Raw genomic sequence first — 23700 nt, 5'->3', positions numbered from 1 at the left:
GAGACGGTAGATCGCTACCGCCCTCTGTTATTTCGCACTTTACTCGCTGCCGCTAACGCGCTCGATATTGGCGCCCAGCGCTTTCAGCTTGTCTTCAATATGCTCGTAGCCGCGATCGATATGATAGATGCGATCTACAATGGTGGTGCCTTCTGCGATACAGCCAGCCAGCACCAGGCTTGCGGAAGCACGTAGATCGGTCGCCATCACCTGAGCGCCGGAGAGCTTCTCTACGCCGTGACAGATCGCCGTGTTGCTTTCGATTTCCGCGTGCGCACCCATGCGGATTAGCTCCGGCACGTGCATAAAGCGGTTTTCAAAAATGGTCTCGGTGATCACGCCAGTGCCTTCTGCCACCAGGTTCAACAGGCTGAACTGTGCCTGCATATCGGTCGGGAAACCCGGATGCGGCGCGGTGCGGAAGTTCACCGCTTTTGGCCGCTTGCCGTGCATATCCAGGCTGATCCAGTCATCGCCCAACTCGATATCGGCACCCGCTTCGCGCAGCTTGGCCAGTACCGCATCCAGCGTGTCCGGCTGCGTATCGCGGCAGATCACTTTCCCGCCAGAAATCGCCGCTGCAATCAGGAAAGTACCGGTTTCGATACGATCCGGCAGCACGCGGTAGACGCCGCCACCAAGGCGCTCTACGCCTTCAATAGTGATGCGGTCGCTGCCTGCGCCGGTGATTTTCGCGCCCAGGGTGTTAAGGAAGTTTGCCGTATCGACAATTTCCGGCTCGCGAGCGGCGTTCTCGATGGTGGTGGTGCCGGTTGCCAGCGTGGCGGCGCTCATGATGGTTACGGTAGCGCCTACGCTGACCTTATCCATCACAATGTGCGCGCCCTTCAGGCGGCCGTCTACGGAAGCTTTAACATAGCCTTCTTCCAGCTTAATCTCGGCGCCCAGCTGCTCCAGGCCCGTAATATGCAGATCGACCGGACGAGCGCCGATAGCGCAGCCGCCCGGCAGGGAAACCTGCCCCTGGCCAAAACGCGCCACCAGCGGGCCAAGCGCCCAAATTGAGGCACGCATGGTTTTCACCAGATCGTAAGGCGCGCAGTAAATATTGACGTTGCTGGCGTCCAGGTGCACCGATCCGTTGCGCTCTGCCTTTACGCCCAGCTGGCTCAGCAGCTTCATGGTAGTGTCGATGTCCTTGAGTTTCGGGACATTCTGAATTTCTACGGGATCGGACGCCAGCAGAGCAGCGAAAAGAATCGGCAGCGCGGCGTTTTTAGCGCCGGAAATGGTCACTTCCCCGCTTAAACGGGTCGGGCCCTGCACACGAAATTTATCCATTAAACCTGCTCTCAATTAATCAGCTATAGAATGCGGCCCCTTCACCGCCAACAGCGGCGAAGACGGCGACTTAAAAACCGTTCAGCTTACGGTCGCGCGCCCATTCTTCCGGAGTATAGGTTTTGATGGACAGCGCATGAATACGGTTGTCGGCAAGATAGGCCGCCAGCGGCGCATAAATTGCCTGCTGTTTTTTTACGCGGCTCAGCTCGCCGAACATTTCGCCGACGGCGATAACCTGAAAATGGCTGCCGTCGCCGGTTACAATCGCTTCCTGCAGCGGCAGCGCGGCCATCAGTACGGCCTGGATTTCACTAGTTTCCATGAGATCTTCTAAATTCAGTTGAGGATAAACAGGCACACATAGTAGTGGAAAGCGGAGCTATCTTAAACAGGCAAAAAAGCCTCCGCAGAAGCAGAGGCTTTTTCACAGGGATGCAGCCCGATCGATCAGCGGCTGGCGGTAATAAACTGCTGCAGGTTATAAAGCGCTATCAGGGAGCGCAGTTTATCCGTAACGCCCGTAAAAGACGGGTTTTTTCCCTGCTGGAGCACGATCTGCCGCAGATGCACCAGCAGCGCCAGCCCGGCTGAGTCGACTCTTTCCAGCGCGGAGACGTCAATGGTATCAATCTGTGTCATGACCTTTTCGCGCTGCTGCCACAGCGGCAGCAGCGTTTCCCGCTCCAGCTCGCCAGCCAGATGTAGCTGGTTCGCCTCAATCCGCCAGTTGAGCTGCTCCATTACTGCTGCTTATCCAGGGTAATAGGCTGGCTGGCCGCGCTCTTCAGCACGTCGGTCAGGCCGTCGACGCCTTTCTGGCGTAAGATACCTGCCCATTCGTTCTGTTTGGTAGAGATCATGCTGACCCCTTCCGCGATCATGTCGTAAGCCTGCCAGTCGCCGGTGCGGCTATTTTTACGCCACTGGAAATCCAGGCGAACCGGCGGACGACCATTTGGATCGATGATCGAAACACGAATAGCGATGATGTTTTTATCGACATAAGGCTGCTCGGGCGCAATCTGGTAGGTTTGGCCGTGATAGAGCGCCAGTGCCTGCCCGTATGCCTGAGCCAGATAGTCGCTAAAGGCGCTGAAATAAGCGTCGCGCTGGGCTGGCGTTGCCTCTTTGTAGTAGCGCCCTAATACCAGCGCGCCTGCGTATTTGATCTGTACGTAAGGCAGCAGCTCTTCGCGTACGATCTGGCGCAGGTAATTAGGATCCTGCTTGATTTTCGGCTGCTCATTTTTAAGACGGGTAAAGGTTTTTGCCGCCGCCTCGTTCATCAGCTTATAGGGGTTAGTTTGATCGACGGTGGCATTGGCCGCGATCGGGGCAATAATCAGCATTGCCACCATCAGGAAACGTTTAAACATTACTGCTCCTCTTAAGGGTTAGTCGCTGCGGCTGGCGCAGACGCGCCGTTGTTTTCCGGCGCAGCGTTTTTACTCTCATTGTCGTTACCGCTCTTGTACAGGAACTGACCTATCAGGTCTTCCAGCACCATCGCCGACTTGGTGTCCTGAATAGTGCTGCCATCCTTAAGCATAGCCGTTCCCATCTCGGGATCGTCAAAGCCTACGTTGAGCGCCAGGTACTGCTCACCCAGCAGGCCGGAGGTTCTGACCGCCAGCGAACTGGTATCCGGCAGCTGGTTATATTTATCTTCGATATCCATAGAGACGCGCGGCAGATAGGTTTTCTCATCCAGGCCGATTTCCGTCACGCGCCCAATCACTACGCCGCCAATTTTCACCGGCGAACCGCTTTTCAGCCCGCCGATATTGTCGAAGGTGGCGTAAAGCCGCCAGGTTGGCTCACTGCCCAAAGATTTCAGATCTGCTACCCGCAGGCAGAGGAACAGCGCCGCACAGAGCGCCAGCAATAAAAAGACCCCTACCCAAATTTCGCTTTTTTTCGTTTGCATCGAATTAATTCCCAAACATCAGTGCTGTCAGCACAAAATCTAAACCGAGCACAGCCAGAGAAGCATGCACCACAGTACGCGTCGTCGCCCGGCTGATCCCTTCCGAAGTCGGCACGGCGTCGTAGCCGTTAAATAAGGCGATCCAGGTGACGGTAAAGGCGAAAACGGCGCTTTTTATCACGCAGTTGACGATATCGGTACGAATGTCCACGGCGTTTTGCATCGCCGACCAGAAGAAGCCGCTGTCGATGCCCTTCCAGCTAACGCCTACAATCGCCCCGCCCAGGATCCCTACCGCAACGAAAATCAGCGCCAGCAGCGGCATGCTGATAAAACCAGCCCAGAAGCGAGGAGAGATAATTCTGCGCAGCGGGTCAACCGCCATCATCTCCATGCTGGAGAGCTGTTCGGTGGCTTTCATCAAACCGATTTCAGCGGTCAGCGCTGACCCTGCCCGGCCAGCGAACAGCAGCGCCGTCACTACCGGCCCCAGCTCGCGCAGCAGCGACAGCGCTACCAGCATGCCGAGGCTGCTGTCGGCACCGTAGGTGTTGAGCACCAGATAGCCCTGCAAACCCAGCACCATACCGATAAACAGGCCGGAGACAACGATAATCAGCAGCGACAGCACGCCAATGCTGTAGAGCTGCTTGATCACCAGCGGCGCGTGTTTACGAAAGCGCGGCACGCCGATCAGGGCGTGAAACAGCATTAGCCCGGCACGGCCGAAAGAGGCGCAGATATTGATTCCCTGACGCCCAACGGACGCCAGTGCACGTAGTAACATCAGATTAACTCCCTGAGCCGGTTAGATCCTGCAGATAGTCGCCTGCGGGAAAACGAAAAGGAACCGGGCCGTCGGCGATGCCATCAATAAACTGGCGAACCCGGGCGTCCTCGTTTTCGTGCAGCGCGCTGGCCGTTCCCTGCGCGATAACTTTCTGGCCGGCAATGATATAGGCGTAGTCGGCAATGCTCAGCACTTCCGGCACGTCATGCGAAACCACGATACAGGTCATGCCCAGCGAATGGTTTAGTTCGTCGATCAGCTTGACCAGTACGCCCATAGTGATGGGATCCTGCCCCACAAAAGGCTCATCAAACATAATCAGATCGGGTTCCAGCGCGATCGCTCTGGCCAGCGCCGCGCGCCGCGCCATGCCGCCCGATAGTTCAGATGGCTTGAGCTGCGCCGCGCCGCGCAGGCCCACCGCCTCCAGCTTCATCATTACCGTACTGTGCAGCAGCGCTGGCGGTAGCTGAGTATGCTCGCGTAGCGGCCAGGCAACGTTATCGAACACCGTTAAGTCGGTGAACAGCGCACCAGACTGAAACAGCATGCTCATTTTTTTACGCGCTTCGTAAAGACGCGAGCGCGACAGTTCGGGAATATTTTCCCCGTTAAACCAAATTTCGCCAGCGTCGGGGCGTAGCTGGCCGCCGATCAAACGCAGCAGCGTGGTTTTACCGATGCCTGAAGGGCCCATAATGGCTGTGACTTTCCCTTTTGGCACCGTAAGCGAGATGTTATCGAAAACCGGGCGATCGCCACGGGCGAAGCTGACGCCCCGGACATCCACCAAATTCGTCTCCGTCTGGCTCATTGTGACCTCTTATCCTCTTTTCCAGGCATTTCATCCTCTACCGATGGTAACTTATAACCAGCGAGACTGGACACTTTTACAGAAACTTACCCGTCAGACGTGGCGAAAGCTGGCATAAGTTTTACTTTTTGCTTTCAGACCGTCAAAATCAGCGCATTATCCAGGCCTGTGGCCCATTTTACGCGTCGTGCAAGGCAAGCCGACGATTATACCCGATCAAAGGACAATTCATGCTTGTAGCTACCGCACTATTGATTATCGGCCTGGTCCTGCTGGTATATGGCGCCGATCGTCTGGTGTTCAGCGCAGCGATCCTTTGCCGTTCTGTCGGCGTGCCGCCGCTGATTATAGGCATGACAGTGGTAGGTATCGGCACTTCGCTGCCGGAGCTGATCGTTTCTTTTTCTGCCTCAATGCATGGACAAATGGATCTGGCCGTTGGCACTGCTATCGGCTCCAATATCACTAATATCCTGCTGATCCTCGGCGGCGCGGCGTTGCTTCATCCTTTAAAACTGCACTCCAGGCTGCTGGCGCGCGAGCTGCCGCTGATGCTGCTGATTACGCTAATCTGCGGCCTGCTGCTTTTTGATAACATGCTTAGCCGCAACGATGGCCTGATCCTGATGGCCTTTGCGGCGGCTTACCTGCTGTTTATTATTACTATCGCCCGCAAAGCGGCCCGCGGTAATGCTGATTCGCTCACGCGCGAGCAGCTTGCCGAACTGCCGCGCGAGGATACAGGTAACACTGTAGCTTTTTTATGGCTGGGCGTGGCGCTGATTATCCTGCCGATGTCCACCCGTATGGTGATCGACAACGCCACGGTTATCGCCAACTTTTTCGGCGTCAGCCAGCTGGTGATTGGCCTGACGATTATTTCCGTCGGCACCAGCTTGCCGGAGTTGGCTACGGTAATCGCCGGCGCGCTAAAAGGCGAAGATGACATCGCTATCGGTAATCTGATCGGCTCCAACATCTACAATATTGCCATTGTGCTGGGCATTCCGGCGCTGCTGCATCCTGATTCGATAGATGTTCAGGCTTTCGCCCGTGATTACTGGGTTATGCTGGGCGTCAGCGCGCTGTTTACGCTGATCTGCCTTCGTCGCGGCCGCCGTATTGGCAGAAAGGCTGGCGCGCTGTTACTGAGCGGTTTTGTCGCCTGGGTAACGCTGCTTTACTGGCTGCCTTCGGCCACCTTCTGGTAAAAGGATTACAATTTATGGCACCTGCTACCCTACAGCCCGGCTTTGATTTTCAACAGGCGGGAAAAGAAGTTCTGACGATTGAACGTCAGGGGCTGGAACAGCTCGATCAGTATATCAATGAAGACTTTGCGCTGGCGTGCGAGCGCATTTACGCCTGTCAGGGCAAAGTTGTGGTGATGGGCATGGGCAAGTCGGGCCACATAGGTAAGAAAATGGCGGCCACTTTCGCCAGTACAGGCACGCCAGCTTTTTTCGTGCATCCGGCAGAAGCCAGCCACGGCGACCTCGGTATGGTGAGTGCGGGCGATATTGTTATCGCTATTTCCAATTCTGGCGAATCTTCTGAGATCCTGGCGCTGATCCCGGTGCTGAAACGCCTGCACGTACAGCTTATCTGCATGACCAGCCGTCCCGACAGCGCAATGGGGCGCGCGGCGGATATCCATCTCTGTGTTAAAGTACCGCAGGAAGCCTGTCCGCTGGGCCTGGCGCCAACCAGCAGCACCACGGCGACGCTGGTAATGGGCGATGCGCTGGCAGTAGCGCTACTGAAGGCGCGCGGTTTTACGGCGGAAGATTTCGCCCTTTCCCATCCTGGCGGCGCGCTGGGCCGCAAGCTGCTGTTGACCGTTGATGATATTATGCATGGCGGCGATGAGATCCCTCATGTGAGCCGTGATGCTTCACTGCGTGACGCTTTGCTGGAGATCACACGTAAGAATTTAGGTATGACGGTAATCTGTGACGATTTAATGAAGATCGAGGGGATTTTTACCGATGGCGATTTACGCCGGGTCTTCGATATGGGCATCGATATTCAGCATGCCAGCATCGCCAGCGTTATGACCGCAGGCGGTATCCGGGTGCGGCCCCATACGCTGGCGGTGGACGCCCTGAATCTGATGCAGAGCCGCAATATTACCGTTTTAATGGTCGCCGACGGCGAACGCCTGGTCGGCGTTGTGCATATGCATGACATGCTGCGCGCCGGCGTAGTTTAACAAGGAATAAAAAATGAGCGCTGGCGCAAGCTGGGTAACTACCTGTTATGGCGAAGTAAGCGAGGCCGTTATGGCCCGCGCACGTGAAGTTAAGCTGTTGATCTGCGATGTGGATGGCGTGATGTCCGACGGCATCATCTATCAGGGCAACAGCGGCGAAGAGCTAAAGGCGTTTAACGTACGGGACGGCTACGGCATTCGCTGCCTGCTGACCTCGGGCGTGGAAGTCGCTATTATCACCGGCCGCAAAGCGAAGCTGCTGGAAGATCGCTGCGCCACGCTGGGCATTACGCATCTTTACCAGGGCCAGTCCGATAAGCTTTTGGCCTTCCGCGAACTTCTGGATACACTGTCTGTTTCGCCAGAGCAGGTTGCCTATATCGGCGACGATCTGATCGACTGGCCGGTCATGGCGGAAGTGGGCCTGAGCGTAACCGTAGCCGATGCGCATCCGGTACTGCTTCCCAGGGCGGATTATGTCACCCGTATCGCGGGCGGGCGCGGCGCCGTTCGCGAGATTTGCGATCTGATTCTCATCGCGCAGGATAAGTTTGATAAGGCCAAAGGGCAGTCTGTATGAGTAAAACAAGGCGTTGGATTACGCTACTGCTGGCGCTGGTAGCCATAGTGCTGATTGGCTGGAACCTGGCCGATACGGATGAACCCGCGCCGGTTGCCAACAACGGCCTGGAGCCGACCTATACCAGCCAGTCCTCCAGCACAGTGGTCTACAACCCGGAAGGCGCACTGAGCTATAAGCTGGTGTCCGACAAAGTCACCTATTTCTCTGCCGAGGCGGTGAGCTGGTTCGATAACCCGGTCATGACTACCTATGACGAAAACAAAATTCCCACCTGGTCGGTACGGGCGGATAAGGCCAAACTGACTAACGATCGTATGCTCTATCTGTACGGTCACGTTGAGGTCAACAGCCTGGCGCAGGATGCGCAGCTGCAAAGAATTAAAACCGATAACGCCGTAGTAAACCTTGTCACGCAGGATGTTACCTCGGAAGATCAGGTAACGTTATACGGCACCAGCTTCAGCTCTACCGGCATGAAGATGCGTGGCAATTTACGGAAGAAAACCGCCGAGTTGATTGAAAAGGTCAAAACCTCCTATGAAATTCAGAATGCGAACCAACCTTAAGTTTTTGACGCTCGGCCTGCTGCTGGCGGCCAGCCTGCCCGCTTTCGCCCTGACGGGCGACTCGGATAAGCCGGTTAACGTCGACTCCGAAAACCAGGCGCTGGATATGCAGGGCAACGTGGCGACCTTTACCGGCAACGTCATCGTCACCCAGGGCTCGATTAAAATCACCGCAGACAAAGTGGTAGTGACTCGTCCGGGCGGCGACAGCAATAAAACCATTGTCGATGCCTGGGGCAATCCGGCGACCTTTTACCAGATGCAGGATAACGGCAAACCCGTGAAGGGCCACGCGCAGAAAATGCATTACGAGCTGGCGAAAGATTTCGTTGAGCTGACGGGCAGCGCTTATCTGGAACAGCTGGACAGCAACGTCAAAGGCGACCGCATCACTTATCTGGTGAAAGAGCAGAAAATGCAGGCCTACGGCAACACCGGCAAGCGCGTCACTACCGTGCTGGTGCCTTCTCAGCTGCAGGATAAGGGCACCCAGTCAAACAAGAAGAGTAACTAAGCCATGGCGACTTTAATTGCGCAAAACCTGGCCAAGGCCTACAAAGGCCGCCGCGTGGTGGAAGATGTCAGCCTGGAAGTGAAGTCCGGCGAGATTGTCGGTCTGCTTGGCCCGAACGGCGCGGGCAAGACCACCACTTTTTACATGGTAGTCGGCATCGTGCCACGCGATGCAGGCCGTATCGTGATCGACGATGAAGATATCAGTATTCTGCCGCTGCATGCCCGCGCGCGCCGCGGCATCGGTTATCTGCCGCAGGAAGCCTCGATCTTCCGGCGCCTGAGCGTGTTTGATAACCTGATGGCGGTACTACAGATTCGTGATGATTTAACCACCGAGCAGCGTACCGATCGCGCTAATGAGCTGATGGAGGAGTTCCATATCTCCCATCTGCGCGACAGCATGGGCCAGGCGCTTTCCGGCGGCGAGCGCCGTCGTGTGGAGATCGCCCGCGCGCTGGCGGCTAATCCTAAGTTTATCCTGCTGGATGAGCCTTTTGCCGGCGTTGACCCTATTTCGGTTATTGATATCAAAAGAATTATCGAACACCTGCGCGACAGCGGCCTGGGCGTGCTGATTACCGACCACAACGTCCGCGAAACTCTGGCCGTATGCGAACGTGCTTATATCGTCAGCCAGGGTCATTTGATCGCCCACGGTTCGCCCGAGCAAATCCTCGAGGATGAACAAGTTAAGCGCGTCTACTTGGGTGAAGAGTTCAGACTCTGATAAGGTGTGCAGACCGGTTAAGATTTTTGAGGAATAAGTATCCTGAATATGAAGCAAGGTTTGCAGCTCAGGCTTAGCCAACAGCTTGCCATGACGCCACAACTGCAGCAGGCGATCCGTCTGCTGCAACTCTCTACGCTTGAACTCCAGCAGGAAATTCAGCTGGCGCTGGAAAGCAATCCGCTGCTTGAACAAACCGATCTTCATGAAGAAGTCGACAGCCGCGAATATCAGGAAAAAGAGGCGCTGGATACCCGCGAGGCGCTTGAGCAGAAGGATATGCCGGAAGAGCTGCCGCTGGACGCCACCTGGGATGAAATCTATACCGCCGGTACGCCTTCGGGCACCGGCACCGACTATCACGACGACGAGCTGCCGGTTTATCAGGGCGAAACCACCCAGTCGCTGCAGGATTATCTGATGTGGCAGGTGGAGCTGACGCCCTTTACCGATACCGATCGCGCTATCGCTACCGCCATTGTCGACGCCGTGGATCCCACCGGCTATCTGACCGTTTCCCTTCAGGAAATCCAGGAGAGCATGGGTGACGAAGAGCTGTCCGCCGAAGAGGTGGAAGCGGTGCTGAAGCGGGTGCAACGCTTCGATCCCATCGGCGTCTGCGCCCGGGATCTGCGCGACTGCCTGCTGGTGCAGCTGTCGCAGTTCGTTGAGGATACGCCCTGGCTGAAAGAGGCCAGGCTGATCGTCAGCGAGCATCTGGATCTGCTGGCCAACCACGACTTCCGCAGCCTGATGCGCGTTACGCGGCTGAAAGAAGAAGTATTGAAAAATGCCATGCAGCTGATCCAGTCGCTCGATCCGCGCCCCGGCCAGTCAATCAACACGAGCGAACCGGAATACGTCATCCCGGATGTACTGGTGCGTAAAATCGGCGCCCGCTGGATGGTCGAGCTTAATGCCGACAGCGTGCCGCGATTAAAGATCAATCAGCACTATGCTTCGCTGGGCGGTTCGGCCCGCAGCGACAGCGACAGCCAGTTTATCCGCAGCAATCTGCAGGAGGCGCGCTGGCTGATCAAAAGCCTGGAGAGCCGCAACGACACGCTGCTGAAGGTGACGCGCTGTATCGTCGATCAGCAGCAGGCGTTTTTCGAACAGGGCGAAGAGTTTATGCGCCCCATGGTGCTGGCGGATATCGCCGCCGCCGTGGAGATGCACGAGTCAACCATTTCGCGTGTTACCACGCAAAAATACCTGCACAGCCCACGCGGTATTTTTGAACTGAAATATTTCTTCTCCAGCCATGTGAATACCGAAGGCGGTGGCGAAGCCTCCTCTACGGCGATACGCGCGCTGGTGAAGAAATTAATCTCGGCGGAGAATCCCGCCAAGCCTCTTAGCGACAGCAAGCTGACCACCCTGCTCTCCGATCAGGGGATTATGGTGGCGCGCCGTACCGTCGCGAAGTATCGAGAGTCTTTATCCATCCCGCCCTCAAACCAGCGCAAACAGCTGGTCTGAACGAACAGATAAGGAAGAGCTTATGCAACTCAATATTACCGGGCAGAATGTTGAAATTACCGAACCTTTACGTGAATTCGTTACGGCGAAATTCGCTAAGCTGGAGCAGTACTTTGACCGAATCAGCCAGGTTTATATCGTGCTGAAGGTAGAGAAAGTGACGCAAATAGCCGATGCGACGCTGCACGTGAGCGGTGGTGAGTTGCACGCCACCTCGGAAGAGAAAGATATGTACGCGGCGATAGATGGCCTGATCGACAAGCTGACTCGTCAGCTGAATAAACATAAAGACAAGCTGAAGCAGCATTAACTGCCCTGCAGAACGTGATTCTTTTTCCGCCACCCTTACCTGATGGCGTAAACTGTCCCGGCTCGTCCTCTGGTTGCGGAGGCCGGGCCGTGAATCAACGGGCATAGTGCATTCGACCGATGGCCTGCCGACAGCCAAGCTGCCAGGCAGCGCCGTTTTGCCAGGCGGAAGTGAATACCTAAGTGAACCTATGATGAACAATGACCTTACACTGGAACTGAGCTCGGTATTGAGCCTTTCCTGCACCCGCAACGGCGTCCACTGCCAAAGCAAAAAACGGGCGCTGGAAATTATCAGCGAGCTGGCGGCTAAACAGCTTAATCTGCCGCATCAGACGATCTTCGAGGCGATCCTGACACGCGAGCGTATGGGCAGCACCGGTATAGGTAACGGCATCGCCATCCCGCACGGCAAGCTGGTGGAAGATACGCTGCGCGCGGTAGGCGTGTTTATCCGTCTCGATCAGCCGGTAGCCTTTGACGCCATCGACAATCAGCCGGTAGATTTGCTGTTCGCCCTGCTGGTGCCTGCCGATCAGTGTAAAACGCATCTGCATACGCTGTCGCTGGTAGCGAAACGCCTGGCCGATAAAACGGTCTGTCGGCGGCTGCGCGCGGCGCAAAGTGACGAAGAGCTTTTTGAGATTATGGCGGAGACACCGGAAGCCACCTCTTAAGCCTTACCGGGCTGGCGCGCCAGCCCCGCGTATTCTGACAGGGATTTTCCCGTCCCTTTGAAAAGGCTCTCAATCAGGAGAATAAGTCATGGTGCTGATGATCGTCAGCGGGCGCTCTGGTTCCGGCAAGTCCGTCGCGTTAAGGGCGCTGGAGGATATGGGCTTCTACTGCGTGGACAATCTGCCCGTAGTGCTGCTGCCAGAGCTGGCCAGGTCGCTGGCGGATCGCAATATTTCGGCCGCGGTCAGCATTGACGTGCGTAATATGCCGGAGTCGCCGGAAATTTTTGAGAAAGCGTTGACCGGGCTGCCCGACAGCTTCTCTCCCCAGCTGCTGTTTCTCGACGCCGATCGCAATACCCTGATCCGCCGCTACAGCGATACCCGGCGTCTGCATCCCCTTTCCAGCAAAAATCTTTCGCTGGAGAGCGCGATCGACGAAGAGAGCGATCTGCTGGAGCCGCTGCGCTCGCGGGCGGATCTGATCGTCGATACTTCAGAAATGTCGGTGCACGAGCTGGCGGAAATGCTGCGTACGCGCCTGCTGGGCAAGCGGGAACGCGAGCTGACAATGGTGTTCGAGTCTTTTGGCTTCAAGCACGGCATCCCTATCGATGCCGACTACGTTTTTGACGTTCGCTTTTTGCCAAACCCACACTGGGATCCCAAGCTGCGCCCGATGACGGGGCTGGATCGTCCGGTGGCCGCCTTTCTGGATCGCCATACCGAAGTCCATAATTTTATCTATCAGACGCGCAGCTATCTTGAACTTTGGCTGCCGATGCTGGAAACCAATAACCGCAGCTATCTTACCGTCGCCATCGGCTGCACCGGTGGCAAACACCGTTCGGTTTATATCGCCGAGCAGCTGGCGGACTACTTCCGCTCGCGAGGCAAAAACGTTCAGTCGCGCCACCGCACTCTGGAAAAGCGTAAATCATGACCGTAAAACAAGTGGTTGAGATTAAGAATAAGCTGGGCATGCACGCCAGGCCCGCAATGAAGCTGTTTGAGCTGGTACAAAGCTTTGATGCCGAAGTCCTGCTGCGCAACGAGAGCGGAACGGAAGCGGAGGCCAGCAGCGTGATTGCGCTGCTGATGCTGGATTCGGCGAAAGGCGGACAGATTGAAATCGAAGCCAGCGGGCCGGAAGAAGCACAGGCGCTGGCAGCGGTAATCGAGCTGTTTAATGCCGGTTTTGACGAAGACTGACTCTCTCTACGGCCTCAGGAAGCGTTTGGGCGTCTCGCTCCTTTTAATACAGCCTGTGCGCTCTCAGGAAGCTTTCTCCGCCCAACTGGCGCATCTGCCGTAAAATCCACTGTTGTCGTTGACGCACATAAGGCGATGGCGCATCGGCGCGAAAGCGGATCGGATTCGGCAGCACCGCAGCTAACAAAGCCGCTTCCGCCATCGTCAGGCGACTGGCTGGTTTATGAAAATAGCGCTGCGAGGCTTCTTCCACGCCAAATACACCTTCGCCGAATTCCGCGACGTTCAGATATACTGTCAGGATACGACGCTTGCTCCAGACGGTTTCAATAGCCACCGTCAGGCCCGCTTCCAGCCCTTTACGTATCCAGCTGCGGCCATCCCATAAGAAAACGTTTTTTGCGGTCTGCTGCGAAAGCGTGGAGGCGCCACGCATGCGTCCGCCTTCGCTGTCCAGCACCGACTGAATAGCCTGTACGTCGAATCCCCAGTGGGTTGGAAATTTTTGGTCTTCCGAAGCGATGACCGCCAGCGGCATCCAGGGCGCGATCTCTTTCATCTCTACCCAGTCTGAATGGGCGACGTAACGAAAATCGCCGCTTAGCCAGGCGCCGATCTGTTTTTCCACCATAACGGCAGAAAAAGGCAGCGGTAAAAAGGCAAAAAGCAGGATGCCCGCCACCCAAAGGCCGACAACGCCGATCGCTGCCCGTGCCAGCCAGGACTTCAGACGCTGCCAGACTGTTTTCCTACGCTGACTCATAAATATATTCCATGGTGATCTTATGAATTCTCGTCATTTTATCCTTTATACCCGGCCTGCAAAGTCGATAAAACCCGCTCCAGGCCCCTCTGAGTGTAAGCGTTTGCATACGCTTACATCCTGTATCATTTTGTAAATGCCCCAGCACCTTCAATCACTTCCGCGCATAAGGAATCGGTTCCATCACTGAAACGAACCTGTAACGGTGAATTATTAATCATGATGGCTCACGGATAAAACCTCAGGTTATACATTCATACTCCTTATAAATTCCATAAGTTAGCTTTTGTGATTTTAATTTCTCAGCCCTTTTCAGGTGAAGAATGCAGCCGATTGCGCTTTTTCGCCCAGGTCAGGAAATGGGCGCGTTTAACAGGCTAAATGTTAATAGAATTGGTAGATTAATTGTTAAATCCTTTCAAAGCGCGTTTTATTACTCCGGTTCTGGCCTGTTGCAATATAGAGATGGCAATCTCACAAAAAAAACATGTTTTACATGGAGTTAAATATTTGCCAATCGGGGCCAAATTCTTTTAGCATTAGCGCTAGCGATCGGTGGAACCGGTTACTACGAGACGTTAATCTAAACCGGACAAAAACTGGTACAATTGTGCAAAAAACGCGCAATATCGCGAATAAATTCATTCCGTGCTTGACTGTATCATCAAATTAATGTTTTCTGTTCGGGAACGCTGTTCAACATCACAGATTTTAATGAATCTTGTAACATGTGATGCGAGTTTTGCTAAGGTAGTTGCTGAGCGTTTTATCCAATACCGCGCCTTCGCGTTGAGACTCTTACTTTAAGAATCGCGTGGGCGACCAGTTTCCCTGGTGTTGGCGCAGTATTCGCGCACCCCGGCCTCGGTCGGGGTCATTTTTTTTGGGCCTTAGCTACCCATTCCCGCAGTACGGCCACGTCTTTACGCCATTCCTGCTTCAACTCGTCGATCCACTCCTGCACGTTATCCCACCATGCCGGCAGCTCAGGGCTCTGTATCTGTTTCGCCAGCTGCTGCAAATGCACCAGTCCGACCGAACCCGCCGCGCCTTTAATCTTGTGCCCTTCTTCCGCAATTCCTTTTTGATCGCGGGCGGTCATGTTTAAATCCAGCACTTCCAGATAGCCTGGCATCATCTGCTCAAACATTTCCAGGCTCTGCTCGATCAGCTGTGGGCCGACCAGCTCGATATACTGTTCAAGCATAGCGACATCCAGCAGCACAGGCGCTTCGGCATTGGCTTCCTGCTCCTGCTCGCTGTCCGTCTCCTGATAGTCCCAGTATTTCTGAATAACCGCGGTCAAGGCCGGCACCGCCAGCGGTTTGCTCAGCACATCGTCCATACCGGCGTCCAGATACTCTTTTTTGTCTTTCAGCACGTTGGCGGTCAGCGCCACCAGCGGCGGCAGATGCTGTTTACCGTAGCGCTGATGGATCTCTCGCGCCACGTCCAGGCCGGTCATATCCGGTAGCTGAATATCCAGCAGCACCAGATCGAACTCTTCAGGCTCGAACATCGCCAGGGCCTCTGCGCCCGTCATCGCCACTTCCACGCTGTTGCCCAGCTTTTCGAGCACCGAGCGGGCGACCACCACGTTCAGTTCAATATCCTCCACCAGCAGCACGTGCAGCGCTGGCAGCGGCATATCGTCCGCAGGCTGCTCGTCCTCATGCTGGATATCGATACGAGGGGCACTGACGGTCAGCGTGAAGCAGGAGCCTTTGCCTGGCGCGCTGCGAACGCTGATATCGCCGCCCATGCTCTGTGCCAGGCGACGGGAAACCGCCAGACCTATGCCCGTGCCGGTCGCAGGCTTACCGCCATGCTGATCTTTGACCTGATAATACATGGCGAAGATTTTATCCTGCTCGTCCTGAGGGATGCCCATGCCGGAATCTTCAACCTCAAAGCGCAGGCAATCTTCTCCCTGATACGCCACCCGCACGATGATGCTGCCTCGCTGGGTAAATTTCACTGCGTTGCCGATTAGATTCCACAGAATCTGCCGCAGGCGCGTGCCGTCGGCGATAATTTTGTGAGGAAGCGGCGGCTGGCACTCCAGTACGAATTTCAGCCCTTTTGGCTCCGCCAGCAGGCCGGAGAGGTTTTCCAGATCGGCCAGGAAGCCGGTGAAATCGACCGGCTGGTTATCCAGCTGCACTTTGCGACGCTCGATTTTGTCCATTTCGATGACGTCGTTAAAGATATTGCCCAGAGTGATGGCCGAGACGTGAATCGTTTTCAGGTATTTCAGCTGTTCCGCGTTGAGTTCGGTGTCGAGCAAAATGCGGCTCAGGCCAACAATGCCATTAAGCGGCGTACGAAGCTCGTGGCTGATAGTAGAGATAAATGTGGTCTTTTCCCTGCTGGCGTTCTCTAAAGCGTCCTGATAGCGCTTACGCTCCGTTATATCGCGTCCAAAGCCCATCAGTCCGCTGCGTTTGCCAACGCGGTCATAATAGGGCACCTTGCGGATTTCAAAACAGGCCTTGCGGCCATCCGGGTATTGCAGCCACTGCTCGTAGGTCAGCGAGACATTATGGCGGAAAACTTTTTCGTCTGTTTCCAGTACCTTGGTCGCGGCATCGCGATCGTAGACGTCGTGCGGCGTCAGGCCGATCAGCTGTTTTTCGCTTTTGCCTGTCAGTAGCTCCATCGCCCGGTTGCAGCCGGAGAACTGCTGGTCGATATTGCGGTAGAAGACCAAATCGGGCGAAGCATCCAGAAACGAGCGCAGGAAAGAAGATTGCTGCTCCAGCTCGATTTGCGCCTGCTCGCGCCTGGCCATCTCTTCCGTCAGCTTTTCCATCGCCTGGAGACGCGCTTTCTCTGCTTTGATGCGGTCGGCGATTTCCTGGTTGAGCTGGGTAATGTTCTCTTTCATCTGCTGATTTAGCTCAAGATCGCGATGACGCATCTCTTCCAGCTTGTCTACCAGACGCGAGAGGCGCTGTCGGGACTCCTCAAGCTGTTCTACCACCACCGAAAGAAAATAGACCGCCCAGGGCGTAATCAGCAGGCCAAAAAAAACCGAGCGAACCATATCAATGCTTTCCACATGGCCACGCAGCACCATAGTGACCGCCATCTGCACGATCATCGCCAGCACCACCAGCGCTGAAGCCAGCAGCAGAGAAAAACGCACCAGCCCCAGTTTCACCATTAAATCGACGTAATACTGGGCTAACAGACGAATTTGTTTCATAAAAGATCCCTTGCAGAGCGGTAAAGTCAATCATACCGTAAAAGCGTAAAAGACCAAGATGGCGACTTGCAGACGGCTCTGCACCGGTTCGGTGCAGTATATAAAGAAAGTGATTACTTACGCATGTCAGCAGCTTACGCAAGGCTGGATGTTAAAACTCTTTTTACCTTACGCGATAAACGAGAGGTTTTTCGGCGAAATAGCAGATAGCGCGGCTTAAAGGCTTTGGCCACTCCCTGATTTAAAATAAGATCCACGAAAGCCGCGTGGGATAAGGTTTGTGCGCTGTATGAAAAAGGCGGTCGCCAACGGAAAATGCCGCCATGCGGTACAAGTTATTACAGGGAAAGCGTCTTTTCAGCGGATGCATAATCTTATCTGCCCGTTTTCGCTGCAACTGCGTGGCACAGTTGAAAATTCATGGCGATATGGGCTTTCGGCCGGGATCCCGCTCTACTCCAGCAGAATAAACATTCATATTAAATGATTCTTTAATCAATACAAGGCTGATTAATTTTACTAATGACAACGGCCGGTTTAATTCAAATAAGCATCATGCTGAAAAACAGTCGCATTCAATAATTAACGCCGTTTTCCCAGCATAATCCGCTAATAATCTTTCCGGCACCAGCATGGTGCAGAGATTTGCAGCCTGCACTACAGTGAGACAGCTCACACTTCATGGGGTTTACCGGGTGAAAGTTCAGGCAGAAAAAATCGTCACAAAAGCTTAATAATCAGAAGGTTAATTCATAAAGAACCCCATAAAGCTCCGTTAAGCGCGCTATTTGACCTGAGTTCGCTTTCCCGATAAGTTGGATTTTCGCTGGAAGCGTTCCTGACGGGCCAGTGTCTCGGCATATCTATGCAGCAAGAAGACTCCCCAGGCTATCTCCTCAGAGACCCGGAAAACAACGAGCAGCCTCCTTCAGTACGATCTGAAGAAAAGAGCCCGGCGCACAGTCGCCCGCTTATTTAAGCAGTCAGGAAAAAAATGATACAGAGCCAGGGGAGTCCTCTCCATCGCATTCTGTGCCTGAAACAATGTAGGTAATGTCAAAGAAGTCAGGAGGTCTGCCATGTCCAATCCAAAAGCGTTTCCCTATGGTCTGTATGACCCATCGAAAGAAAACGACAGCTGCGGCGTCGGTTTCATTACCCGTAAGGACGGCGAGCAGACCCATGAAATTCTTCAGATGGCGCATAGCGCGCTCTGCACCGTGCCCCATCGCGGCGGCATGTCGGCCGAAGGCGTGGGCGACGGCGCTGGCGTAAACGTCGATATCTCACTGCACTTTTTCCGTAAGATCACCGGCGCGCCGCTGAATTTGGGCCGTTTCGGCGTCGGCAACTTTTTTGTGCCGAAAGACGCAGCGCTACGCGCCAATGCCGAAGGTTTGGTAGAAGAGACGCTGGCCGCGCACGGGCTCGAGGTTATCCTTAAGCGCGATATGCCGCTGGATACCAGCGTGCTGCGTCCTGCGGCGATTCAGTTCCAGCTGCCTATCGTGCAGTGGATCTTCAACGCGCCAGCCGATGTCGCCGATCAGAATGCTTTTGAGAAGCGCATTTACCGCGCTCTGCTGGATATCGAAGCGCGCGCCTTTACCGAAAGCGAATTCGGCGGGCTTTATCCGCTCTCTCTTTCGTCGCGCACTCAGGTTTTTAAAGCTCGCCTGAACTCCAACGAGGTGATCCCTTACTTTAAAGATCTGACCGATGCGGATCATCAGGTTCGCGGGCTGTTTTTCCATACTCGCTTCTCCACCAATACCGATCCGCATACCACAATGGCTCAGCCTTTCCGCCTGATGGCGCACAACGGCGAGCTGAACACCGATCGTAAAAACCGTATCGCCGAGGCCGCGTTAGCACAGGCACGCGGTAAAAAGATCGTGCGGCCTAAAGGGCAGTCAGACAGCTCGCGTCTCGATCAAAGTATCCACAGCCGCCTGATGGAGGATAACCTCGATCTGATCAACGCCGTGGTATCTATGATGCCACCAGCCTGGGAAAACGACGACACGCTGTCGCCGGAAGTCCGCGCCATGCTGGAGTATTTTTCGCTGTATGAAGAGAAAAACGATGGCCCGGCTGCGCTGATCTTTGGCAACGGCGAAGTGATCGGCGCGCGTCTCGATCGCCTGGGCCTGCGTCCGCTACGTTCCGTGGAAACCGCCGAGTATATCGGCGCGATGTCGGAAGCCGGGCAAATCGCCTTCCCGCCGGAAAGCGTGCTGCGCCGTGGCCGTATCGAAGCTGGCGGCATGCTCTATTACGATCACAGCGAAAAGCGCAGCTACACCACGCTTGAGGCGCTGGAGAAACTGGCGGCAGAGAAAGATTATCCAACGCTGCTGGCGCAGGCGCGCGTAACGCTGAGCGAATTGCCCGTAGTGCCTGCGGAGAAGCAAGGTTCGCCTCTGCGCTACAGCGGCGATCTGAAAATCTGGCAGCGCTTTGTGGCTTACTACTACAACCAGGAAAGCTTTAAATTCATGATGGATCCAATGCTGGCCACCGGCGCGGAAAAAATTTCCGCCATGGGCTACGGCAACGCCATCAATGGGCTTTCCGATCATGAAGGCGGCATGGCGCACTACTTCTCACAGCGCTTTGCCCAGGTAACCAACCCGCCGCTGGACTCCATTCGTGAAGCGGACGGCATGACGCTGCGTGTCGCGCTGGGCGCCCGACCGCATCTGGGCCGCAGCAAAGGCCGACAGATTATCGTGCCGACGCCGATCCTGACGCATCTGGATATGTTGCAGCTGCGCGAGCAGGATGTGGCGCCTTACGCGCGTTTCGACATGCTCTATCGTCCGGTGGTAGGCAGCGATGCGCAGAGCCGCGCAGATAATGCCGATGCGCTGGAAAAGGCCATTGATGCTCTGGCGCAGCAGGTAGTGGATTTCGCCCGCGAACAGGGCGGCATCGCGGTGCTGACCGACCGCCATATCTCCAGCGAGCGCGCCGCTATCCCAATGCTGCTGGTGGTTTCCGCTATTAACCAGCGTCTGGTGCAGGAAGGCCTGCGTCTGGACGTGTCGCTGGTAGTAGAGAGCGGACAGAGCATCTCTTCGCACCACATCGCCGCCGCGCTGGGCTTTGGCGCTTCCGCTATCTATCCGCTGGGCGTGCAGATGCGTGCCGAAGATAAATATGGCGAAGGCGAAGAAGGCAATAAGGCCTTTAAGCGCTACGCCAAAGCGGCAGAAAAGGCCCTGATGAAAACCATGGGCAAAGTGGGTCTCTGCACCGTAGAGAGCTACAGCTGCGGCGAATTCTTCGAGCCGAACTTCCTGGATACGGAAGACCGCGTGCTGAAGAAATATTTCCCGAACATTAAAACGCCGGTGGGCGGCGCAGGCTTTGCCACTATCGCCCAGATGGCGGTGGACTGGCACCAGAGCGCGCTGAGAATTCAGGGCGAAGCGGAAGTGCCGCTGCTGGGTCTGTTTAAAGAGCGTGCGGAAGGCGCGGGCCACTCATACGGCACCATTGCGGTACGTACCTTTATCGATATGACGGAGCAGCCTTTACGTTTCGCCAACAAGCCGCGCGAAGAGGATGAGTTTATTCGCCTGCTGACGCTGGCTAAACTGGATAACGCTTTCAGCATTAAAGCGGACTCCTTTGCCGACAGCAGCTTCGAGCGTATTCCCAACGAGGTTATCGACAGCTTTACCATTACGCCGGACTACCGTGAGTTTTCCAGCCAGATGCAGGAAGAACGTAAGCGCCGTCCGGCCGCGCTGCGCGATATCCTGACTTTCCCGGCAGATTTAACCCACGTGGACAGCCAGGCAGAGTTTGCCCGCAAGCTGGGCCGTTACTCATTAATCAACAATGGTTTCGCCGTGCGCGGGCTGCTGTGTGAAGCCACTGACGGCAGCGAAGGCCGCTTTACGCTGCGCCTTTCCGATACCATTCAGGGACTGAAAAGCGAGATCGAACGCCTTTCCGCTCTGCTGGGCGCGCTGAAGGGTCGCTTCGGCGACGAGATCCTTAGCGGCGAAGTGATGGCGGGCAGCCTGCAAATCATGGCTACCGGCAAGGCGGCGGATTATCTGTCGCGCATGTTCACCACTTCCCCTTCGCTGCCGTTAAGCGAAGTACAGCCAGCCAGTGAGATCACCCGCACCTTCGCTTCCGGCGCGATGAGCCACGGCGCTCTGGTCGCGCCCGCTCACGAAGCGGTGGCGCACGGCACTAATATGGTTGGCGGCATGAGCAACTGCGGCGAAGGCGGCGAGCACTATTCGCGTCACGGCACTATTCGCGCCTCGCGTATCAAACAGCTTGCTTCCGGCCGTTTCGGCGTTTGGGCCGCCTATCTGGCGGATCCGATGCTGGAAGAGCTGGAGATTAAAATCGGTCAGGGCGCCAAGCCTGGCGAAGGCGGCCAGCTGCCTGCGGCAAAAGTTACCGTGGAGATTGCGGCGGCTCGCGGCGGCACGCCTGGCGTAGAGCTGGTCTCTCCGCCACCGCACCATGACACCTACTCTATCGAGGATCTGGCGCAGCTTATCCACGACTGTAAAGCCGCTCGCGTGCGGGTTATCGTCAAGCTGGTTTCGTCAGAAGGCATCGGTACTATCGCCGTTGGCGTAGCGAAAGCGGGCGCGGACGTAATTAACGTCGCTGGCAACACCGGCGGCACCGGCGCGGCTTCGGTTACCAGCCTGAAATATACCGGCCGCGTGGCGGAAATCGGTATTGCGGAAGTGCACCAGGCGCTGTGTGCCAATGGCCTGCGTGAAAAAGTCCTGCTGCGTAGCTCGGGTGCGCAGCAAACCGGCAGCGACGTGGTGAAATCGGCGCTGCTGGGCAGCGATAGCTTTGAGTTCGGCACTACCGCGCTGATGATGTTGAAGTGCGTGATGGCGAAAAACTGTAACGTAAAATGCCCGGCGGGCCTGACTACCAATGCCGAAGCCTTTGACGGCGATCCACGCCAGCTGGCGCAGTATTTTATGAACGTCGCTCACGAAGTGCGCGAAATCCTGGCGCGTCTGGGTCTGCGCTCGCTGCGCGAAGCGCGTGGCCGTTCCGATCTGCTGCACCTGATGGATCATCCGCTGGAAGTCGGCAAGCTGGATCTGCGCGCTATGCTGACCGTAGTGCCGGAAATCAAAATCGCTCAGCCGGTTTACCTGGAGAAAGATTACGAGCTGGACGAAGGCTGGATCAAACAGGCAGAAAGCGTGCTGGCAACGAAAAGCGCCATCGAGCTGGGCAATGGCGTAACGCTGAACAACCGCAACAAGAGCGTTGGCGGTCAGCTGGCTATCGATATCGAACGTCTGCTGAACCATAAGCTGAGTAAAGACGAGCTGGCTGCAATGCCTGCCGTACTGGCGGACGATCGTGGTCGTCACTATCTGGCGCCGGAAACGGTAAAAGTCGCTACTTTCGGTTCCGCTGGCCAGTCTTTTGGCGTGTTCTGCAATGACGGCATGCAGCTGAAGCATCGCGGCACCTGTAACGACGGCGTGGGCAAAGGCCAGTGCGGCGGCGAAATCATCGTGATGTCGCCAGGCGGCGGTTCGCAGGATGCGGAAGGCAACGTGCTGATCGGCAACTTCGCGCTGTTTGGCGCTACCGGCGGCCGCCTGTTTGTACAGGGCCAGGCCGGTGACCGCTTCGCCGTGCGTAACTCCGGCGCTACTGCTGTAGTAGAAGGCGTCGGCGATTTCTGCTGCGAATATATGACCAATGGCGCCGTGCTGAACCTCGGCACCTTCGGTACCGGTTTCGGCAACGGCATGAGCGGTGGCTTCGCTTACCAGTATGACCCTTACGGCAAACTGGCCAGTCATGCTGCGGGCGATTCCGTGCTGTTCGGCGCTATCACCGATAACGACGAGATGGCGAGAACGCATAAAGATGCGGTGCTGCGCATGCTGCAATGGCATCTGGAAGCCACTGCTTCACCACGCGCCGCCTGGCTGCTGGAGCACTGGGAAAGCGAATGCCAGCACTTTGTCTACGTAATGCCGCGCTCGCTGCTGCTTTACCAGGATGGCAAAGAGATCCTGAAAGCGAAAGCGCGCAAGGATCTGCTGGAGGAGCTTTCCACCGCTATGGCGGCTCATCAGGTAGCGAAGTTTAAAGCGGCCTGGCGCAACAAATCGACCATCGCTAACGGCGCGGTGCCCGCTTATGGCGCGACCGACACGCCAGAGATGTTTGTGCTGCTGAACAACTATACCGTGCTTAGTTTTGCCCAGCAGCTGGCGCTCTCTCGCCTGCCAAAAGGCACTTCGGTGGATAATGCCGCCGTAGAAAAAGCGGTGCGCAATCTGCTGATGACGGAAGATTTTGCGCTGGTCAGCAAGCTACAGCGCCACGCGCGCTCGGCAATTGAGAACTATAGCGACGATGAGCTGGCCTGTCTGATCGCCGCGAAACGCATGGCGGATTACAAAGCGGCGCTGACGCAGCGCAACATCCGCGCAATGGACAGCCTGGCGACTTATGGCTGGATTATTTATCAGGACGCGCGCAACCGCGAAGTGCTGGGAGGACTGCCGGATTTCGAAGAGCTGTTCGCCCGCGCCGCGCTGCCGGAGATCGCTGCTGCCGTCGGGAAACTTTCCTGACGCC

The 23700-nt window shown here is 55.9% G+C and carries 21 protein-coding genes; 12 read left to right on the top strand and 9 right to left on the bottom strand.

Going from position 1 to position 23700, the window contains the following annotated elements:
• Positions 1 to 39: 39 nt before the first annotated feature.
• The 7 genes from murA to mlaF form a co-directional block, all read right to left on the bottom strand.
• Positions 40 to 1302 (bottom strand): UDP-N-acetylglucosamine 1-carboxyvinyltransferase, encoded by a 1263-nt coding sequence (gene murA / locus ACETPC_RS06600; protein ID WP_380179839.1) that lies wholly within the window; start codon positions 1300 to 1302, stop codon positions 40 to 42.
• Positions 1303 to 1372: 70 nt separating this feature from the next.
• Positions 1373 to 1627 carry a BolA family iron metabolism protein IbaG gene (gene ibaG / locus ACETPC_RS06595; protein WP_380179837.1) on the bottom strand — a complete coding sequence of 85 codons (255 nt, stop codon included), beginning with the start codon at positions 1625 to 1627 and terminating at the stop codon, positions 1373 to 1375.
• A 125-nt stretch (positions 1628 to 1752) separates the two neighbouring features.
• On the bottom strand, positions 1753 to 2046 hold the full coding sequence (mlaB, locus tag ACETPC_RS06590) for a lipid asymmetry maintenance protein MlaB (protein ID WP_380179835.1): 294 nt from the start codon (positions 2044 to 2046) through the stop codon (positions 1753 to 1755).
• Positions 2046 to 2681: a phospholipid-binding protein MlaC gene (mlaC, locus tag ACETPC_RS06585; protein WP_380179833.1), complete on the bottom strand. Its 636-nt coding sequence runs from the start codon at positions 2679 to 2681 to the stop codon at positions 2046 to 2048. Before mlaC ends, mlaB begins: the two co-directional genes overlap by 1 nt.
• Positions 2682 to 2692: 11 nt before the next feature.
• Positions 2693 to 3232, bottom strand: a complete 540-nt coding sequence (gene mlaD / locus ACETPC_RS06580) for an outer membrane lipid asymmetry maintenance protein MlaD (protein WP_380179831.1) — start codon at positions 3230 to 3232, stop codon at positions 2693 to 2695.
• A 4-nt stretch (positions 3233 to 3236) separates the two neighbouring features.
• The gene (gene mlaE, locus ACETPC_RS06575) at positions 3237 to 4019 is read right to left on the bottom strand and encodes a lipid asymmetry maintenance ABC transporter permease subunit MlaE (protein ID WP_380179829.1); all 783 of its coding nucleotides are present in this window, start codon (positions 4017 to 4019) and stop codon (positions 3237 to 3239) included.
• A gap of 4 nt (positions 4020 to 4023) precedes the next feature.
• A complete protein-coding gene (gene mlaF / locus ACETPC_RS06570) occupies positions 4024 to 4836 on the bottom strand; it encodes a phospholipid ABC transporter ATP-binding protein MlaF (protein ID WP_380179827.1) in 813 nt (270 codons plus the stop codon).
• A 230-nt stretch (positions 4837 to 5066) separates the two neighbouring features.
• Between mlaF and ACETPC_RS06565 the strand changes: the two genes are divergently transcribed.
• The 11 genes from ACETPC_RS06565 (at position 5067) to npr (ending at position 13120) form a co-directional block, all read left to right on the top strand.
• On the top strand, positions 5067 to 6047 hold the full coding sequence (locus ACETPC_RS06565) for a calcium/sodium antiporter (RefSeq protein WP_380179825.1): 981 nt from the start codon (positions 5067 to 5069) through the stop codon (positions 6045 to 6047).
• Positions 6048 to 6061: 14 nt separating this feature from the next.
• The gene (kdsD, locus tag ACETPC_RS06560) at positions 6062 to 7048 is read left to right on the top strand and encodes an arabinose-5-phosphate isomerase KdsD (protein WP_380179823.1); all 987 of its coding nucleotides are present in this window, start codon (positions 6062 to 6064) and stop codon (positions 7046 to 7048) included.
• A 13-nt stretch (positions 7049 to 7061) separates the two neighbouring features.
• Positions 7062 to 7628 carry a 3-deoxy-manno-octulosonate-8-phosphatase KdsC gene (kdsC, locus tag ACETPC_RS06555; RefSeq protein WP_380179821.1) on the top strand — a complete coding sequence of 189 codons (567 nt, stop codon included), beginning with the start codon at positions 7062 to 7064 and terminating at the stop codon, positions 7626 to 7628.
• Complete coding sequence (lptC, locus tag ACETPC_RS06550; RefSeq protein ID WP_380179819.1) at positions 7625 to 8197, top strand: LPS export ABC transporter periplasmic protein LptC; 573 nt, start codon at positions 7625 to 7627, stop codon at positions 8195 to 8197. Before kdsC ends, lptC begins: the two co-directional genes overlap by 4 nt.
• The gene (gene lptA, locus ACETPC_RS06545) at positions 8169 to 8711 is read left to right on the top strand and encodes a lipopolysaccharide ABC transporter substrate-binding protein LptA (protein ID WP_380179817.1); all 543 of its coding nucleotides are present in this window, start codon (positions 8169 to 8171) and stop codon (positions 8709 to 8711) included. The genes lptC and lptA overlap by 29 nt, the downstream gene beginning before the upstream one ends.
• 3 nt (positions 8712 to 8714) lie before the next feature.
• Positions 8715 to 9440, top strand: a complete 726-nt coding sequence (gene lptB, locus ACETPC_RS06540) for an LPS export ABC transporter ATP-binding protein (RefSeq protein WP_380179815.1) — start codon at positions 8715 to 8717, stop codon at positions 9438 to 9440.
• 48 nt (positions 9441 to 9488) lie between these two features.
• Positions 9489 to 10922, top strand: a complete 1434-nt coding sequence (gene rpoN, locus ACETPC_RS06535; RefSeq protein WP_380179813.1) for an RNA polymerase factor sigma-54 — start codon at positions 9489 to 9491, stop codon at positions 10920 to 10922.
• Between the two features lie 22 nt (positions 10923 to 10944).
• Entirely contained in the window at positions 10945 to 11232 is a 288-nt protein-coding gene (gene hpf, locus ACETPC_RS06530) for a ribosome hibernation promoting factor (RefSeq protein WP_336141435.1), read from the top strand.
• A 193-nt stretch (positions 11233 to 11425) separates the two neighbouring features.
• Positions 11426 to 11908: a PTS IIA-like nitrogen regulatory protein PtsN gene (gene ptsN, locus ACETPC_RS06525; protein ID WP_380180393.1), complete on the top strand. Its 483-nt coding sequence runs from the start codon at positions 11426 to 11428 to the stop codon at positions 11906 to 11908.
• Positions 11909 to 11996: 88 nt separating this feature from the next.
• Complete coding sequence (gene rapZ / locus ACETPC_RS06520; protein WP_125287083.1) at positions 11997 to 12851, top strand: RNase adapter RapZ; 855 nt, start codon at positions 11997 to 11999, stop codon at positions 12849 to 12851.
• The gene (npr, locus tag ACETPC_RS06515) at positions 12848 to 13120 is read left to right on the top strand and encodes a PTS phosphocarrier protein NPr (RefSeq protein WP_380179810.1); all 273 of its coding nucleotides are present in this window, start codon (positions 12848 to 12850) and stop codon (positions 13118 to 13120) included. The genes rapZ and npr overlap by 4 nt, the downstream gene beginning before the upstream one ends.
• A gap of 43 nt (positions 13121 to 13163) precedes the next feature.
• Here npr and mtgA read toward each other — a convergent pair whose 3' ends face one another.
• Both mtgA and arcB read right to left on the bottom strand, forming a co-directional pair.
• A complete protein-coding gene (mtgA, locus tag ACETPC_RS06510) occupies positions 13164 to 13883 on the bottom strand; it encodes a monofunctional biosynthetic peptidoglycan transglycosylase (RefSeq protein ID WP_380179808.1) in 720 nt (239 codons plus the stop codon).
• A gap of 874 nt (positions 13884 to 14757) precedes the next feature.
• Complete coding sequence (arcB, locus tag ACETPC_RS06505) at positions 14758 to 17091, bottom strand: aerobic respiration two-component sensor histidine kinase ArcB (protein WP_380179806.1); 2334 nt, start codon at positions 17089 to 17091, stop codon at positions 14758 to 14760.
• A gap of 1079 nt (positions 17092 to 18170) precedes the next feature.
• Between arcB and ACETPC_RS06500 the strand changes: the two genes are divergently transcribed.
• Complete coding sequence (locus ACETPC_RS06500) at positions 18171 to 23696, top strand: glutamate synthase-related protein (protein ID WP_380179804.1); 5526 nt, start codon at positions 18171 to 18173, stop codon at positions 23694 to 23696.
• Positions 23697 to 23700 lie beyond the last annotated feature (4 nt).

Origin of the sequence: Pantoea sp. sgz302252 (assembly GCF_042610525.1) — a bacterium.
Taxonomy (GTDB): domain Bacteria; phylum Pseudomonadota; class Gammaproteobacteria; order Enterobacterales; family Enterobacteriaceae; genus Erwinia.
The sequence above is the reverse complement of the archived record's forward strand: the minus strand, read 5'-3'. Positions and strand labels throughout refer to the sequence as shown.

What these genes read in the sequence shown, in the direction of transcription:
- mlaD (WP_380179831.1), bottom strand. Translation starts at nt 3,232, where the DNA reads ATGCAAACGAAAAAAAGCGAAATTTGGGTAGGGGTCTTTTTATTGCTG.
- rapZ (WP_125287083.1), top strand. Translation starts at nt 11,997, where the DNA reads ATGGTGCTGATGATCGTCAGCGGGCGCTCTGGTTCCGGCAAGTCCGTC.
- ibaG (WP_380179837.1), bottom strand. Translation starts at nt 1,627, where the DNA reads ATGGAAACTAGTGAAATCCAGGCCGTACTGATGGCCGCGCTGCCGCTG.
- mlaC (WP_380179833.1), bottom strand. Translation starts at nt 2,681, where the DNA reads ATGTTTAAACGTTTCCTGATGGTGGCAATGCTGATTATTGCCCCGATC.
- mlaF (WP_380179827.1), bottom strand. Translation starts at nt 4,836, where the DNA reads ATGAGCCAGACGGAGACGAATTTGGTGGATGTCCGGGGCGTCAGCTTC.
- mlaB (WP_380179835.1), bottom strand. Translation starts at nt 2,046, where the DNA reads ATGGAGCAGCTCAACTGGCGGATTGAGGCGAACCAGCTACATCTGGCT.
- mlaE (WP_380179829.1), bottom strand. Translation starts at nt 4,019, where the DNA reads ATGTTACTACGTGCACTGGCGTCCGTTGGGCGTCAGGGAATCAATATC.
- npr (WP_380179810.1), top strand. Translation starts at nt 12,848, where the DNA reads ATGACCGTAAAACAAGTGGTTGAGATTAAGAATAAGCTGGGCATGCAC.
- ACETPC_RS06565 (WP_380179825.1), top strand. Translation starts at nt 5,067, where the DNA reads ATGCTTGTAGCTACCGCACTATTGATTATCGGCCTGGTCCTGCTGGTA.
- lptC (WP_380179819.1), top strand. Translation starts at nt 7,625, where the DNA reads ATGAGTAAAACAAGGCGTTGGATTACGCTACTGCTGGCGCTGGTAGCC.
- lptB (WP_380179815.1), top strand. Translation starts at nt 8,715, where the DNA reads ATGGCGACTTTAATTGCGCAAAACCTGGCCAAGGCCTACAAAGGCCGC.
- ACETPC_RS06500 (WP_380179804.1), top strand. Translation starts at nt 18,171, where the DNA reads ATGTCCAATCCAAAAGCGTTTCCCTATGGTCTGTATGACCCATCGAAA.
- arcB (WP_380179806.1), bottom strand. Translation starts at nt 17,091, where the DNA reads ATGAAACAAATTCGTCTGTTAGCCCAGTATTACGTCGATTTAATGGTG.
- murA (WP_380179839.1), bottom strand. Translation starts at nt 1,302, where the DNA reads ATGGATAAATTTCGTGTGCAGGGCCCGACCCGTTTAAGCGGGGAAGTG.
- hpf (WP_336141435.1), top strand. Translation starts at nt 10,945, where the DNA reads ATGCAACTCAATATTACCGGGCAGAATGTTGAAATTACCGAACCTTTA.
- kdsC (WP_380179821.1), top strand. Translation starts at nt 7,062, where the DNA reads ATGAGCGCTGGCGCAAGCTGGGTAACTACCTGTTATGGCGAAGTAAGC.
- rpoN (WP_380179813.1), top strand. Translation starts at nt 9,489, where the DNA reads ATGAAGCAAGGTTTGCAGCTCAGGCTTAGCCAACAGCTTGCCATGACG.
- kdsD (WP_380179823.1), top strand. Translation starts at nt 6,062, where the DNA reads ATGGCACCTGCTACCCTACAGCCCGGCTTTGATTTTCAACAGGCGGGA.
- ptsN (WP_380180393.1), top strand. Translation starts at nt 11,426, where the DNA reads ATGAACAATGACCTTACACTGGAACTGAGCTCGGTATTGAGCCTTTCC.
- mtgA (WP_380179808.1), bottom strand. Translation starts at nt 13,883, where the DNA reads ATGAGTCAGCGTAGGAAAACAGTCTGGCAGCGTCTGAAGTCCTGGCTG.
- lptA (WP_380179817.1), top strand. Translation starts at nt 8,169, where the DNA reads ATGAAATTCAGAATGCGAACCAACCTTAAGTTTTTGACGCTCGGCCTG.